The following is a 15329-nucleotide window of genomic DNA, read 5'->3' as shown; positions in this document are numbered from 1 at the left end:
TAGGGATGAATGCACAAGACATGATTGAATTGAATAATAAAAAACGTGAGCTTCTAACTTCCGAAAACGAAATTGCTTATGGTGATATGTTAGTATATCTTCGGTTATCTAATGTACCCGAACATCAAGTGGAAGAACTTTTGTTAGAAATATTAGACCACCTTATCGAAGCACAAGCTGAAAATAAAAATGCTTATGACATTTTCGGAAATGATTTACAATCTTACTGCGATGAACTTATAGCTGCTTTACCCGCCCAAACAAAACTAGAAAAAACTTCTTTAATTGGTTTTGTTATTAGTTTACTCCTTGCTATACAATTTGGAATGGATACCCTTGCTTCTCTTTTCATTTTCCTGTTTGAAAAAGATACCGATATAATAAGTCCACCTTTTAGCATCCCTGGAACTACTTTGTCTATTTCATTAATTGTACTAGGAATACTGCTTATTTTATATTTATTAAAGCGTTATTCTTTTAATAAAAAGATAAATTGGAAAAAACGAATTCTATTCGGGTTCGCTTTTGCTACTCCATTTTGTTCAGCTATATTCGTAAATATTTATTTCAGAAAACAACCTTATTTCATTTACCATCTAACTTTTTGGCAAAACGCCTTAATCGCAATCTTATTTTTTATTTTATATAAACTACTATACAAAAAATCAAATTTTTAACAGCCCTTCAAAAGGCTGTTTTTTCTTCTGTCTAATTTTACAAATTGAAAAATTTCATAAAGAAAATAAGAAAAATGCAAAATAATTAAAGTTAATTGTTGACGTGATGCTTTTATTATCGGTATCATAAATCTTCGTGAGCAATTATTTTTCGTTATACGATTTTTTTATTATTACTGAATTTTTGAGAGGAGAAATTAGATGTCAGTTAAGAAGAAAACGCAAGTACGCACCGGCAAAATGGTACGTGAACTAATGTTAGCAGACGAAGATGTAAATGCTTCGCTAATTATGGTATATAGTGAAAACGGTGTAAACGCAGAAATTAAAATCGAGGGCTTAACGCCGAAATGTAACGAAGAATTATTTTTGAGCGGAAACGTGGATTGGAACAAGAGTGTTATTTATAAAATTGTTGATTTCACTGGAAACGCTGAAGTTGGTAAAGTTACATTAACAGCGATGAACAAAAACAATGTTTCTCTAGAAATTGAACGCGTTATGTGGAGTAAAGAAAATAAAGAAGCTGCCGAGCAAGAAGAAACACAGGTAGAAGCAGCACCGAAAAAAGAAGTAGTTGTAGAAGCTCCAAAAGCAATTACACCTGCTCCTAAGCCTGTTACGCGTGTGGAAACACCTGCTATGGCACCTAAGCCTACTCCGGTACCGACACCGAAGCCAGTAAGCGTAGAAGCAGCTGTAGAACTAGTTACTCCAGCGCCTGTGAAAAAAGCAGTCCCTACTCCAGTTACAAAGCAAGAGACAGCACCGGTTGCTCCTGCAAAACCGAAGCAGCCTGCTTTGACTGAAACAAATTCAAAACTACAAGAAAATTATGTTAAACTCGTGAAAAAGACAATTGAAGTTTGTCAAGATTACGAGCTTGGCATCGACATAGATGATTCTATTGAAAGCTTAAAAGAAGAACTACAAAGCCAAGGTATTAGCGTTACATTTGACAAAGAAATTATGGACGTTGTAAGTCGCCTTCGTTCTTTACAAGATAAAGGAATCAAAGTAGAAAAAGTACTTAATTTACTATAAAAAAATAAGAGGTGGCTATCGCCATCTCTTATTTTTTATAATTCCACTCATTACTTTCATACTTTTCTTTCGCTAACGTTTGAACTTCATGTAACTGTTCTTCTGTTAATTCATATGGAACAAGTTCTACATCTAATCCTTTTTCAAAGCCAACTTCAAACGCTTTAATTAACTGCTCTATCGTAAATGTACGGTCTGTTAATTCATTAATTGCTACTGCTTTAGAAGAGAACATACTCTTCATACGTTCCTTCACACGTTCATTTGGGAATAAAAATAGATCATATAGTTGATCTAAATCAATTTCTAATGGAATCGATCCATGCTGTAAAATAACACCTTTTTGACGTGTTTGAGCACTACCAGCAATTTTTCGTCCTTCCACTACAATTTCATACCAAGATGGTGCATCAAAACATACGCCTGAACGTGGATTTTTTAAATTTTCACGATCTGCTTCTGTTTTTGGAACTGCATAATAGGCTTCTAACCCTAATGCCTTAAAACCATCTAATAAACCTTGCGAAATAACACGATACGCTTCTGTAACTGTTTTCGGCATGTTCGGATGATCTTCAGACACAATAACACTATACGTTAACTCTTTGTCATGTAGTACACCCCTGCCGCCTGTTTGACGACGAACGAATCCATATTTCTTTTCGTTAACTACATCCATATTAATATCTTTTTCAACACGTTGAAAATATCCAACTGTTAATGTTGGTACTTCCCATTCATAAAAACGAATTGTTGGTGGCATTTTCTTGTCACTTTGCCAATTTAATAAACATTCATCTAACGCCATATTAAATGCCGGTGAACATTGACCAGAGTTAATATAACACCATTTTTCTTTTCCCATCCTGCACCTCATATAACCAATTATTTTTCACATTCTCTAGTCTACCAAATTCGACAAAATTTGTGAAAGAATACGAAATTTCTTCTTATATGCAAATGAATCTGTTGCATAAATACATATGGGCATTATAATATTGAAAGTAGGATAAGAAAAAAGGGAGCGATAGAATCGTGTCAACAACTTGGATTATTTTATTAGCCGTAATCGTAGCATTTATCGGCTACACTGTATGGATGTACTTCTATCAGAAAAAATTAATTAAAACTCTTACAGAAGAAGAATTTCGCGCTGGCTACCGTAAAGCACAGCTTATCGATATTCGTGAAGCAGATGAATATAACGCAGGGCATATTTTAGGTGCACGTAACATTCCGTTATCACAAATTCGCCTTCGCCATAAAGAACTTCGTCAAGATCAACCTGTTTACTTATATTGCCAAAGCGGATTCCGTACAGGTCGTGCAGCGCAATACTTAAAAAAACAAGGCTACAAAGATTTCTACCAATTACAAGGTGGATTTAAATCTTGGACAGGCAAAATTAAAAAGAAATAATAACATACAAAAAACTAGCTGAATAAATCAGCTAGTTTTTTCATTTCATCTTATTCGCAATGTATAATAAATTCTGCTTGATTACCTTTTCATCGTTCTCTTCTACATTCCGATACAGCAGTTGATATTCAATTCCTTTCTCTTTCCATATAAGCGTAGCAAATTCGTCACCACGTTCATAATCATCTTTATTTTTAAAATAAGCAGACGTTCCATTATTCAGTTTCATTTGTTCTTGAAATCGCTTCTCTTCCACAAGATCCGGAAAACTATAGGGAAAGTTCGCGACATTTAACTCAATATACTCATTTCTACCTGACTCCTTCTGTTTATATTTAATCGTTAAGACAGTGTTCTTTTTCCCAAGCGTTCTTACTTCCCCCTTCACATCACTTGTAATGTCGTACGGTAAAAACGTTGGAACTTTAAACTTCACCGGAAAATATTTTGGAAGTTCCTTTAGCGGAATAGGATCCGTAACACGATCCATAGCTCCTCCTGTTGTTCCCACAAAGTGTTTTTCTTCTTGCATCGTTTGCTGAAACGAACACGAACTAAGCATGAAACTAGAAAACACGAAACAAATGATTCTTTTTTTCAATTTGTTTCCGCCCTTTCATACCGCTCTCTTAACGAACGAAGCGTTGATATTCTCTTCATATTCGCTTTGTCACCAAACTCCACCTTTGAAAACTTTCCACGTTATTCTCACACATTTTGACAACACTTTTTGCAAACAAAAAAGACCCCTATCATTCTTACGCCCAAGTGAAAAGGTTACGCGAATAAAAAGAAGTCTTATTAATACCATAGTTTGTGAAAAGCTTTTCAGGTCAAGATTTTTTCTTTCTTATTATTTTCCCTTTATAATAAGGGAAAGAGGTGATACATATGGCCAATATAAAACAAATTGCTAAAACTGCTGGTGTATCGATATCAACTGTTTCTCGTGTCCTGAATAATCACCCTTACGTAAAAGAAGAAAAGCGTAAGCGTGTTCTAGATGCTGTTGAAGAATTAAACTACGCAAAAAATATAAATGCTGTCCATTTAATAAGAGGGAAAACATATACAATTGGCGTTATGCTTCCTTTCATTAACCTCCCCTACTTCAGTACGATTATTGAAGGAATCGGAAACGAAGCGTTAGCTGCCGGATATCACATTAATTTATGTCAAACGAATTACGATAGCATTGAAGAAATTCGTGTTCTTGAAATGATGAAAATGAAACAATTTGATGGGATGATTATTTGCTCCCGAACGAGCTCTTGGGAACAAATCGAACCTTTTGCAAAATTTGCCCCTATTATTTCATGTGAAAAAATGAAGCATCCCCTCATTTCATCCATCTACGTAGATCATTATGAAGGTTTCCGTCTCGGTACTGCCTATTTACTAAGTAGAGGCCATGAAAAAATCGGAATTTGTTTAGCAAGAAAAACAAGTGTAAATTCCATGGAGCGCGAAAAAGCGTTCGCCGATACACTTCGTAACGAAGGGAAAACGTTGCATCCTGAATGGATTTTCCACCAATGCTATACAATGCAGGACGGAGCACAAATACTCCATCGTATTTTAAATATGACAAATCGTCCAACTGCTATTTTCACAGCGAACGATCAAGTTGCAGCTGGTTTATTAACAGAGGCTCGAAAACATGGTATTCGAGTACCTGAAGACCTTGCTATCCTTGGATTTGATAATCATGAAATTTCAAAGGCATTAGAAATTTCCACAATTGAACATCCCGGTCTCGCAATGGGCTCACATGCTTTTTCTTTATTCCATAAGCAGATCCAAAGCGAGCAAATTGTCGGCAGTGCAAAAGAACTTTCATTCCATTTAATTGAGCGAGAGACTGTCTAAAAAGAGCGTTACCTATAACGCTCTTTCTCAGCTCTTCACCTATTGACTTTATATTTCCCATCTCATATAATGAACCTAACGAACGGTAGGTAGGGGATGAAAATGACAGCAAACCGCATTAAAGCTGTAGCACTTTCTCATTTCGCACGCTACGGCTATGAAGGAACTTCATTGGCAAATATTGCTCAAGAAGTTGGGATTAAAAAACCATCGATTTACGCACACTTTAAAGGAAAAGAAGAGCTATATTTCATATGCTTAGAATCTGCTCTTCAAAAAGATTTGCAGAGCTTCACAGGCGATATCGAAAGCTTTTCCAATTCGTCCACTGAAGAATTGCTTTTAAAATTATTAAAAGGGTATGCAAAACGATTTGGTGAAAGTGAAGAATCAATGTTTTGGTTACGAACTTCTTATTTTCCGCCTGATGCATTTCGCGAACAAATTATTAATAAAGCAAATGTACACATTGAAAACGTCGGAAAACTTTTATTCCCTGTATTTAAAAGAGCAAGCGAACAAGATGAGCTGCATAACATTGAAGTAAAAGACGCCTTAGAGGCTTTTCTATGCTTACTCGACGGTCTTATGGTTGAACTATTATACGCAGGTTTAAATCGTTTTGAGACACGTTTAGACGCTTCTTGGAAAGTATTTTGGCGCGGACTTTCAAACTGACGGATTGCCCTTTGCAATGCGTCGTTTTTAAGCCCTTTACCTAACGACTGGTAGGAAGGAGAAATGACATATGGCATGGATTTATGTAATCATCGCTGGTATTATTGAAATCTTTTGGGTGATTGGACTAAAAAAAGCAGAGGCACCACTTGAATGGGCTGGTGTTGCTCTATTAATTACAATTAGTTTCGTCTTATTATTTAGAGCTTATAAAGATTTACCTGTCGGCACTGTATACGCAGTCTTTACAGGAATCGGAGCTGGTGGAATCGTTCTTACTGAGATTTTCATTTTCGGAGAACCTTTCTCTATCGTAAAAGTTTTATTAATCGGTTTAATCTTCTTCGGAGTAATTGGTTTAAAACGAGTAACAGAAGAAAAAGAAGCGAAGGAGGCTGCATAAAATGGCTTGGGTATTTTTAATTCTAGCTGGTATTTGTGAAATTATTGGTGTACTCTTTATGAAAGTAGCCACTGAAAAGAAAGGCTGGGCACCAAAAGTTATTTTAATCGCTAACTTCGGCGTAAGCTTCTTCTTCTTATCTCTTGCGATGAACACATTACCGATGGGAACTGCTTACGCGATTTGGACTGGAATTGGAACTGCCGGAAGCGCACTTCTAGGCATCCTTATTTTCCGAGAATCAGCGGATTGGCGTCGTCTTGCTTTCTTAAGCTGCATTTTATGCGGCGCTGTTGGCTTAAAACTATTAAGCTAACGTGAGGTGAATGTCATGTGGAAAGAACAAGGAAAGAAAATATTAGCATGGATCACACTTTGTATCGTCATTCTATTACAAATAAGTTTTCATATAATAGAATCATTGTTTCATAAAGTATTATCCATTCTCACATTCCTTCCTAACATGACACTTGAAATTATATCGATTGTTTGGTCCATTATCGCCTCCATTGCAATCGTCATTATATGGAGTATCACCAAACTATGGAATAAGTTATTTAAAAAGGACAGTATTTCTGAAAAAGAATAACTGTCCTTTTTTATATTCATTCAGACTTTCTGTAAAAGTTACATGTGATAAGACAAAACAGACCAATTATGGCAATACTTATACCAACCCCTTTATGTAAACTTGGAAATAGTGGTGGTATATTAGAATAAAAATTTGCTAATATGAGACCGATTGAAAATAAAAATACCCCTATTCTATATAACCATTTTCTTTTGTTCATCATTCTCCCCTCCTAAAATTTTTCATACACTCCTTTCTTTTGGACATACTAACTAAAAAAGGAGTGGATAATATGCAAAATTCTATACATAAGCAAATTCTATTTTTATTTTTCCTCTTTCTTATTCTCGTTATCGTTTTCAGCTTTATATTACATACTCCAAAAGATGTACCAAATAGCGTTTCTTTTTATAAACTACTGCTCTCGTATTGTCGTTATTGAAGAAGGTGCCTTTTTTAAGGCACCTTTTAAAATTCTCTTTTTTCATATATTTTTACTGAAACAAAGATAGATATTATGAACATGCATATTGAACTAATGAATAACAAGCTGTTATATAGTTGAATTTGTTCTAGGTTGATTCCAAAGAAAATAGAAGAAACGGCCATAGGTGCTATTAGTATAAAAATCGCAATAAAAATAGTTTTTTTATAGGCCAACCAAAACGATATCGGTAAAACAAAGCTTAAATACACTAAAATAAAGCTAATACTAGCAACCATTGTCGTTTCAATAAATTCAAATAGGTTAACCCCATTCTTCATTCCCATCGTAAAACAACCGACCATTACACTTATAAAAAGAATAATAATTGCTACTATATATTTTGCAAATACAATTTGTTTTCTCAATATTGGTAAACTATTTACTATAACTTCACTCTTATTTTTACTATCTGCTTCAAACGTTTTTACTGTTGCCCCAATTGTAATAATTACTGACATAATTATGAACAGATTTTCCGTATCTGTTAAGGCCATATAAAAGAAAACAGGATACAGTATGTACCAAATTAAAAATTTCCATTGAATAATGAAATCTTTTAAAATTAGTTGCTTGATCATGTATTGCACCTCCTAATATGAAAATGTCCCTTCTATAACTCTGCCTGCTGAAACATTTTCATTGAGAGGAACATTGATATGAATATACTCACTAATACTCCAATACTAAGAACACCCATTGCTAGTGTAGCCTCTTGAGAGTGAAGTACTTTTAACATAATTGTTTTATCACCAAAAATATTGCACATAAGACCAATCATACCCATTAAAGGAAACAGCATAATCAAATTCAAGACTGTAATAACTTTATATCCCCCAATGTAATTAGTCGGTATCGTTACTACACAATAAATCAAAGTTGCTACTATCGCTGAAAACACTGCATATCCAGGCATGACTATATCCCTGTCCAATAAAATATTTCCTAATATTACGACTATAAAAGTTACACTCAAACCAGCCATAATAAATAATGTGCTTGAAATATATATAATCGTACTACATGTTATAAATAATCCTATTGCAATCCCCATTGGTTCGACGGAATTCTTAAAAATAGATAAAATAGGGATTAAAAAATAGAAAGGAAACATCTTCTTCTGTAAAAAAAACTCCTTCAAAATCAACTGTTGCATATGAATTCCCCTCTCTATAAATCACGCGTTTTATAAATTTTAATTGTAAGAAACATAGAAGCGATATAGGCACTAGCTAATATCATTCCTCCAACTGTAAATACACCAATATGTACTGGATTCATAATCCACTCACTGAATGAAGATGTTGTTTCATTCAGCCCATCACTAATAAATATCCAAAGAAGTACACCAATCCCCATTGCTGCGGCTGATACTATACTTCTCATGCCCTTTGATTTTGTACCATAATAACTAGGAAAAAATGTCGCCACAAATACTACAGAATAAATCACTCCACTTACCACTACATACCATGGAATTTCAATATAAAAATTAGGATGGTATACACCAATATCATCAATAACAGCAATACCTCTTAAAAGGAATACAATTATCATAGTTGAAGCCATGGCACCGACAATAAATATTGCACAGGAAATATATCTAGCAATAATGATATCCTTCCGACTTACTGGTAAACTATTTATAATAATGTCACTTTTATTTCTTTCATCCATAAAGGTTAACGTCATAACGGAGGAGAGGGTTATAAATAGACAACTCATCGGAAATAAAAATTCACCACTTGGCTCTAACATAAAAAACAAAAGAGGCATAACAAAATTCACTAACCACATTACCCGAAAAAAGAACAAATCTTTATATACAAGCTGACGCATAGGCACCTCTCCCTTTCGCAGTGTAAACGATAATGTCATCTAATGTAGGCTTTTCTAGTACAACCTCATTTCCAAACCAATCGATAATTCCTTGTTTATCCTTCGCTAAACCTTCGAAACCAAATTTATTTTTTCGTAATCCAACAAATAGTTCTTTTCCTTCTTGGTCTAATAAATCATTACTTCCTTTTACGATTACGTAGTTCTCCATTAAGTCTTCTTTTTCACCAGTAAATATAATTTCTCCATCATTGATGAACGTAACATAATCTGCAATGCGCTCTAAATCTGTTGTAATGTGCGTTGAGAATAATACGGATACTTCATCTTCCATTACAATTTCTTGCAACATATCAAGTAATTCACTTCGAACAACTGGATCTAACCCTGCTGTCGGTTCGTCCATAATAATAAACTCTGCGTGGTGCGAAAGTGCGATGGCAATCGCAAATTTCATTTTCATTCCTTTTGATAATTCTTTAATTTTTTTATACTTTGGAACTTGCAATCTATGCATATACGATTGATACTGCTCTTCGTCCCACTTTTTATATAACGGTGCAATAATACGCTTCATTTGTTCACACGTTAAATCTTCGTAATAATGATTTTCATCATATACAAAGCCGATATTTTGTTTTATTTCCTTTTCAGCTTTCTTATTGTCCTTGCCAAAAATTTTTATATCTCCGTTATCTTTTTTAATTAAATTCATAATCATTTTGATTTTCGTACTTTTCCCGGCCCCATTCGGTCCGACAAACCCCATAATATATCCGCGTGGTAACGTAAAACTTATATTTTTCACTGCGAAACCTTCATAACTTTTACAAACATTTTTTAACTCTAACATCTCTCTCATTCCCCCTTATATAAAAACGCAATCATCTGCTGTAATTCTTCAAGTGAAAGCTGCAACGCTTTACTTTCATTCACAATCTCTTCCGCTTTACTTTCCAATAGGCGAAGCCTTTGTTCTTTTAATAGTTCATTATTTTTACGTGAAACATAAGTCCCCTTCCCAGCAACAGTTTCTATATATCCTTCTTTTTCAAGCTCCTCGTATGCACGCTTCGTTGTAATGACACTAATTTGTAATTCCTTCGCTAAGCTACGAATAGACGGTAATTGATCTCCACCCTTTAAACCGCCATTTAAAATAAGCTGGCTTAATTGTTTTCTTATTTGCACATAAATAGGGTCTTGGGAAGAATTCGAAATAATAATATTCATGTTTTCCTCCAGTGTGTGTATATACTGTGTATATCTTATATATACAGTATATACACAGCATCCTATTTTTGGCAAGAAAAAAAGACCAACATTTTCCTGTTGGTCTTTCGTATATGTATCACTTTTCAAAGCGATCTAACATCTCGTCTCTCATTCCGAAACTTACTACTGCAATTCCTATATACATAAACAGAAGGAATGCCGGATGAACTGTATTGTACCAGCTGCTGTCAACAATTAAGTAAATCGTTAATGCCACAACAAGAACAAACGCTAAGATAAACATATAAAAGTGTCTTGTACTACCCATGATAAACTCCTCTCTTCTCACTTCACCATTCAACAGTTTATTTTATCGAATAATTCGATATGACTCAAGGTTAACTTTCTGTTATGTAATCAAGTTCTACCTTTACAATGTCCTCACATGCTATTGAAATGATTGTTCCTTGTTTATCAATCGCCGTCACTTCTCTATTATCCATTACACGATTTGCTACTCTTTCTAACACTTTTCCCTGGTCTCGATAGCAAAATTCTTTTACATCTTTAATTGTTTCTCCATTTTCTAAATGGTATACCATTCTATAACATCGATATCCCACACTTTCACCCCCGTCTTGTTCGTTTTTTCACATATACATAAAAATGAGTAATCTTTGCCTCATCACATCTTCTTAATTTCAATAAAATTCTAACAAAAATAAATACTTTTATCAAACCGACTTTTTCAACAAAACTACCTATAAAACTACACCTTTACACCATTAGGAAACAAAAAACATATTTTTTTAACATTTTCTTCACTATTTCTGCATAAAGTGAAACTTTAATCAGTGGGGATTTTTGTTCATCCCCACTGATTATTAGTTGAACCAATCGGGCATTTACGGACAGTTTATCTCCCACCTGTCTTCTTTGCACCAGCTAAGTTTTGAGTTGAGAGTTTACTGTCCGTTAATGCGGGACAAATTATCCATACAAAAAAAGAACCCGCCTCAGCGAGTTCTTCCTTTGTTATTTTAATCAAACTTGTACAGGAGCTGGCTTCGCATAACGTAAAACTGGTTTACGTGCAGCCATCGTTTCGTCTAAACGTTTAATGACTGTCGTATGCGGTGCTTCTTGTACAACTTCTGGATTTTCTTCTACTTCTTTAGCGATTTGAATCATCTTATCAATGAAACCATCTAATGTTTCTTTTGATTCTGTTTCTGTCGGCTCAATCATAATACATTCTTCCACATTTAATGGGAAGTAAATTGTTGGTGGATGATAACCGAAATCAAGCAGACGTTTTGCAATATCTAATGTACGTACACCAAGTTTCTTTTGACGACGACCTGATAATACAAATTCATGTTTACAATGTCTATCGAATGGAAGATCGTAGAATGGCGCTAATCTTCTCATCATATAGTTCGCATTTAATACCGCATACTCAGTTACTGCACGCAATCCATCTGGACCCATAGAGCGAATATACGTGTATGCACGAACGTTAATTCCGAAGTTACCATAGAATGGTTTCACACGACCAATTGCTTCTGGACGGTCGTAGTTGAAGTGATAACCATTTTCCGTTTTCTCTAAAATCGGTTTTGGTAAGTACGGAATTAAATCAGCTTTCACACCTACTGGACCAGAACCTGGGCCACCACCGCCGTGAGGACCTGTAAATGTTTTATGAAGGTTTAAATGCACAACGTCAAATCCCATATCTCCTGGGCGTGCTTGGCTTAATACCGCATTTAAGTTTGCACCATCATAGTATAATTTACCGCCTGCATTATGGACGATTTCTGCCATTTCTAAAATATTTTCTTCGAATAGACCTAATGTATTAGGATTTGTTAACATAAGTGCTGCTGTTTCTTCGTTTACAACACGTTTTAAGTCTTCTAAGTCAACAAGGCCATTTTCATTTGATTTTACTGTAATTGTTTCAAAACCAGCTACAGTTGCAGATGCTGGGTTCGTTCCGTGAGCAGAGTCAGGCACAATTACTTTCGTACGGTTAAAGTCACCATTCGCTTCATGGTATGCACGAATTAACATTAAACCTGTCCATTCTCCGTGTGCACCAGCTGCTGGTTGTAAAGTAACAGTATCCATACCTGTAATTTCAATTAAATGCTCTTGTAAGTCGTACATTAATTCCATTGCACCTTGTACTGTCTTTTCATCTTGCAACGGATGAATATTTGCAAATCCTGCGAAACGAGCTACACTCTCATTAATTTTCGGATTATATTTCATCGTACAAGATCCAAGTGGATAGAATCCAGAATCCACACCGTGGTTACGGTTTGAAAGTGCTGTATAGTGGCGCATAATATCAAGTTCAGATACTTCTGGTAGCTCTGCATCTTCTACTCGAATATAATCGCTCTCAAACACATCTTCTAGTTTCACTTCTTCTACATCTAATTTGGGTAAGCTATATCCTATGCGTCCTTCTTTACTCACTTCAAAGATAAGTGCTTGGTCTTGGTTCTTCATTGGATAGCCCCCATTTCGTTTACAAGTGTGTCAATTTCCTCTTTTGTACGAAGCTCAGTTACTGCTACAAGCATATGGTTTTCATGCTCTTTATAATCACGGCCTAGGTCGTAACCGCCGATAATATTCTTTTGTAATAATGCATCGTTTACTTCTTTCACTGGACGCTTGCAATCTACAACAAACTCATTGAAGAATGGTCCAGCAAATGTTACAGTGAAGCCTTTCGCTTCAAATTGACGTTTTGCATATTGTGCTTTAGAAATGTTTTGACGTGCCATTTCTTTCACACCTTGTTTGCCAAGTGCCGTCATTGCAACAGAAGCTGCTAATGCATTTAACGCTTGGTTTGAACAAATGTTAGATGTCGCTTTATCACGACGAATATGCTGTTCACGTGCTTGTAACGTTAATACAAATCCACGTTTACCATCTGAGTCTACAGTTTGTCCAACAAGACGTCCTGGAATTTTACGCATAAATGCTTTCGTTGTTGCAAAGTAACCACAGTGCGGTCCACCAAACTGCGTTGGAATACCGAATGGTTGTGCATCACCGATTACAATATCAGCACCAAATTTCCCTGGTGGTGTTAATGCGCCTAATGATAATGGATTTGAAGAAACGATAAATAATGATTTTTGTTGATGAACGATTTTTTCAATATCAGCTAATTTTTCAACTTGTCCGAAGAAGTTTGGATATTGAACGATTACACAAGCAACTGTATCATCTACTTCACTTTGTAATACGTCTAAATCTGTTACACCATCTTTATGATTAATTTCAACAACTTCAAGATTTTGTCCTTTTGCATACGTTTCAAGTACTGCTCTTGATTCTGGATGAACCGCGCTAGATACAAGAATTTTCTTTTTGCGAGTATGACCAGCTGCTAACATTGCCGCTTCAGCTAAAGCTGTACCCCCGTCATACATAGAAGAGTTTGCTACATCCATTCCTGTTAATTCACAAATCATTGTTTGGAATTCAAAGATTGCTTGTAATTCCCCTTGTGAAATTTCCGGTTGGTATGGTGTGTAAGCTGTATAAAATTCTGAGCGAGAAATAACATGATCTACAATTACTGGAGCATAATGATCGTATACGCCTGCTCCTAAGAAAGAAGCGTATTCTTTTAAGTTAGCATTTTTACTAGCCATTTGAGATAGCTCTTTTAAAAGCTCTGGCTCTGATTTTGCTTCTTTAATTTTTAAATCCCCTTTAAAACGAACACTCTCTGGAATATCAGAGAATAATTCATCGATCGTTTGAACGCCGATCGTTTGTAACATTTCTTTTTTGTCTTCTTCTGTCATTGGAAGATAACGATGCAACATGAAATCTACCCCTCTCCCCGTTACTTTGAACGTTTGTAAAATGGTGTTGGAACAACTACTGCTTTGACGCGTTTATTACGAATTTCAATTTCTACTTCTGTATCAACTGCTGCGTATTTTACATCAATTAGTGCTAAACCAATGCTTTTCTTTAACGTTGGAGATTGTGTACCACTCGTTACTTCCCCAATTTTTTCTTCACCAATAAATACAGGGTAATGCGTACGAGGAATTCCACGTTCGATTACTTCGATGCCGACTAATTTACGAGGCGCACCGTTTTCTTTTTGCTCTTTTAACGTTGCTTTTCCAAAGAAGTCTGCTTCTTTATTTGTTTTTACCGCAAAGCCAATTCCAGCCTCAATCGGTGTAATATCTTTTGATAATTCTTGTCCATAAAGTGGTAATGTTGCTTCGAATCGAAGTGTATCACGAGCACCTAAACCACATGCTTTTAAGCCCTCTTCTGCTCCAACTTCAAGAAGTTTCTCCCAAAGTTTTGCAGCATCTTCACTCTTACAGTAAATTTCGAATCCATCTTCACCTGTGTAACCTGTACGAGATACAAGTGCTGGAATTCCATCTACAAGAATATCGTTTTTAAATTTAAAGAACTTAATTTCTTTCAAATCTTCTGACACAACTTTTTGTAAAATGCCTTCTGCTTTTGGTCCTTGAATTGCAAGCTGTGCAACTTCACTAGAAACATTGACTACTGTCGCATCGCCAATTACATGACTTGCTAACCATTCGTAATCTTTCTCGATATTTGATGCATTGATTACTAATAAATAGTCTTCTTCACCACGTTTGTAGATTAATAAATCATCTACTGTACCACCATTTTCGTAGCACATAGCTGTATATTGTGCGCCCCCTACCTTTAAGGTAGATACGTCATTTGTAACAACACGTTGTAAAAATGCTAAACTATCTACACCTTTTACTTCAACTTCTCCCATATGAGACACATCGAACAAACCTGCAGCTGTACGTACAGCTTCGTGTTCTTCTTTAATGCTTGAAAATTGAACTGGTAATTCCCAACCACCGAAGTCGATTGTTTTTCCACCATACTTCGCGTATACATCAAATAACGGTGTACGTTGTAATGTAATCATGCTCTCTCCCCCTTATGCTTTGACAAATCAATAAAAGTTGCTTCCCTTTTCTAAACATTTTCATTCTGAAAAGATAGGATATACGGAATCTCATTATATTTTTTTATGAAAGCGTAAATAAAAAATCACTTTCTTGGATAAAATACGAA

General features: G+C 35.3%; 21 protein-coding genes. 8 read left to right on the top strand and 13 right to left on the bottom strand.

Translation table 11 applies throughout. The features are described from left to right. The first annotated feature begins 5 nt into the window (after positions 1-5). Both AC22L0_RS15690 and AC22L0_RS15685 read left to right on the top strand, forming a co-directional pair. The gene (locus AC22L0_RS15690) at positions 6-677 is read left to right on the top strand and encodes a DUF1129 domain-containing protein (RefSeq protein ID WP_000993589.1); all 672 of its coding nucleotides are present in this window, start codon (positions 6-8) and stop codon (positions 675-677) included. 201 nt (positions 678-878) lie between these two features. Continuing rightward, complete coding sequence (locus AC22L0_RS15685) at positions 879-1721, top strand: hypothetical protein (RefSeq protein ID WP_000111900.1); 843 nt, start codon at positions 879-881, stop codon at positions 1719-1721. A 28-nt stretch (positions 1722-1749) separates the two neighbouring features. On the opposite strand, the gene AC22L0_RS15680 is transcribed toward AC22L0_RS15685, so the two are convergent. Beyond that, positions 1750-2586: a lipoate--protein ligase family protein gene (locus AC22L0_RS15680; RefSeq protein WP_087967321.1), complete on the bottom strand. Its 837-nt coding sequence runs from the start codon at positions 2584-2586 to the stop codon at positions 1750-1752. A 170-nt stretch (positions 2587-2756) separates the two neighbouring features. Between AC22L0_RS15680 and AC22L0_RS15675 the strand changes: the two genes are divergently transcribed. Then, positions 2757-3140, top strand: coding sequence for a rhodanese-like domain-containing protein (locus tag AC22L0_RS15675; RefSeq protein WP_000108653.1), 384 nt, complete (start codon positions 2757-2759; stop codon positions 3138-3140). Between the two features lie 40 nt (positions 3141-3180). On the opposite strand, the gene AC22L0_RS15670 is transcribed toward AC22L0_RS15675, so the two are convergent. After that, positions 3181-3717 (bottom strand): hypothetical protein, encoded by a 537-nt coding sequence (locus AC22L0_RS15670; RefSeq protein WP_025966335.1) that lies wholly within the window; start codon positions 3715-3717, stop codon positions 3181-3183. A 314-nt stretch (positions 3718-4031) separates the two neighbouring features. On the opposite strand from AC22L0_RS15670, the gene AC22L0_RS15665 reads away from it, so the two are divergent. The 5 genes from AC22L0_RS15665 (at position 4032) to AC22L0_RS15645 (ending at position 6679) form a co-directional block, all read left to right on the top strand. After that, positions 4032-5009: a LacI family DNA-binding transcriptional regulator gene (locus AC22L0_RS15665; protein ID WP_001273983.1), complete on the top strand. Its 978-nt coding sequence runs from the start codon at positions 4032-4034 to the stop codon at positions 5007-5009. A gap of 96 nt (positions 5010-5105) precedes the next feature. After that, on the top strand, positions 5106-5687 hold the full coding sequence (locus tag AC22L0_RS15660) for a TetR/AcrR family transcriptional regulator (protein ID WP_002005730.1): 582 nt from the start codon (positions 5106-5108) through the stop codon (positions 5685-5687). Between the two features lie 70 nt (positions 5688-5757). Further along, positions 5758-6090 (top strand): DMT family transporter, encoded by a 333-nt coding sequence (locus AC22L0_RS15655; protein ID WP_000312339.1) that lies wholly within the window; start codon positions 5758-5760, stop codon positions 6088-6090. Position 6091: 1 nt separating this feature from the next. Continuing rightward, the gene (locus AC22L0_RS15650; protein ID WP_000312623.1) at positions 6092-6406 is read left to right on the top strand and encodes a DMT family transporter; all 315 of its coding nucleotides are present in this window, start codon (positions 6092-6094) and stop codon (positions 6404-6406) included. Between the two features lie 15 nt (positions 6407-6421). After that, on the top strand, positions 6422-6679 hold the full coding sequence (locus AC22L0_RS15645) for a DUF3975 family protein (protein ID WP_000265428.1): 258 nt from the start codon (positions 6422-6424) through the stop codon (positions 6677-6679). Positions 6680-6695: 16 nt separating this feature from the next. Here the strand turns inward: AC22L0_RS15645 and AC22L0_RS15640 are convergent, their stop codons facing one another. The 11 genes from AC22L0_RS15640 to gcvT form a co-directional block, all read right to left on the bottom strand. Then, positions 6696-6884 (bottom strand): hypothetical protein, encoded by a 189-nt coding sequence (locus AC22L0_RS15640; protein WP_033685729.1) that lies wholly within the window; start codon positions 6882-6884, stop codon positions 6696-6698. 245 nt (positions 6885-7129) lie between these two features. Beyond that, on the bottom strand, positions 7130-7726 hold the full coding sequence (locus AC22L0_RS15635; RefSeq protein ID WP_070756949.1) for an ABC-2 transporter permease: 597 nt from the start codon (positions 7724-7726) through the stop codon (positions 7130-7132). Positions 7727-7758: 32 nt separating this feature from the next. Beyond that, complete coding sequence (locus AC22L0_RS15630; protein WP_087967319.1) at positions 7759-8301, bottom strand: ABC-2 transporter permease; 543 nt, start codon at positions 8299-8301, stop codon at positions 7759-7761. Between the two features lie 14 nt (positions 8302-8315). Next, positions 8316-8984, bottom strand: a complete 669-nt coding sequence (locus AC22L0_RS15625) for an ABC-2 transporter permease (RefSeq protein ID WP_001249563.1) — start codon at positions 8982-8984, stop codon at positions 8316-8318. Then, entirely contained in the window at positions 8965-9837 is an 873-nt protein-coding gene (locus tag AC22L0_RS15620) for an ABC transporter ATP-binding protein (RefSeq protein WP_487272322.1), read from the bottom strand. Before AC22L0_RS15620 ends, AC22L0_RS15625 begins: the two co-directional genes overlap by 20 nt. 5 nt (positions 9838-9842) lie before the next feature. Beyond that, complete coding sequence (locus AC22L0_RS15615) at positions 9843-10217, bottom strand: GntR family transcriptional regulator (protein WP_001021353.1); 375 nt, start codon at positions 10215-10217, stop codon at positions 9843-9845. 118 nt (positions 10218-10335) lie between these two features. Then, positions 10336-10527 (bottom strand): hypothetical protein, encoded by a 192-nt coding sequence (locus AC22L0_RS15610; protein ID WP_000535933.1) that lies wholly within the window; start codon positions 10525-10527, stop codon positions 10336-10338. Between the two features lie 70 nt (positions 10528-10597). Further along, positions 10598-10801 carry a DUF3929 family protein gene (locus AC22L0_RS15605; RefSeq protein ID WP_000262496.1) on the bottom strand — a complete coding sequence of 68 codons (204 nt, stop codon included), beginning with the start codon at positions 10799-10801 and terminating at the stop codon, positions 10598-10600. A 442-nt stretch (positions 10802-11243) separates the two neighbouring features. Beyond that, entirely contained in the window at positions 11244-12719 is a 1476-nt protein-coding gene (gene gcvPB, locus AC22L0_RS15600; protein ID WP_000795702.1) for an aminomethyl-transferring glycine dehydrogenase subunit 2, read from the bottom strand. Further along, a complete protein-coding gene (gene gcvPA, locus AC22L0_RS15595) occupies positions 12716-14059 on the bottom strand; it encodes an aminomethyl-transferring glycine dehydrogenase subunit 1 (protein ID WP_000903240.1) in 1344 nt (447 codons plus the stop codon). Before gcvPA ends, gcvPB begins: the two co-directional genes overlap by 4 nt. Positions 14060-14079: 20 nt before the next feature. Further along, a complete protein-coding gene (gcvT, locus tag AC22L0_RS15590) occupies positions 14080-15180 on the bottom strand; it encodes a glycine cleavage system aminomethyltransferase GcvT (protein ID WP_000631769.1) in 1101 nt (366 codons plus the stop codon). Positions 15181-15329: the final 149 nt, after the last annotated feature.

The sequence above is a fragment of the Bacillus sp. LQ01 genome (assembly GCF_057624735.1).
The sequence above is the reverse complement of the archived record's forward strand: the minus strand, read 5'-3'. Positions and strand labels throughout refer to the sequence as shown.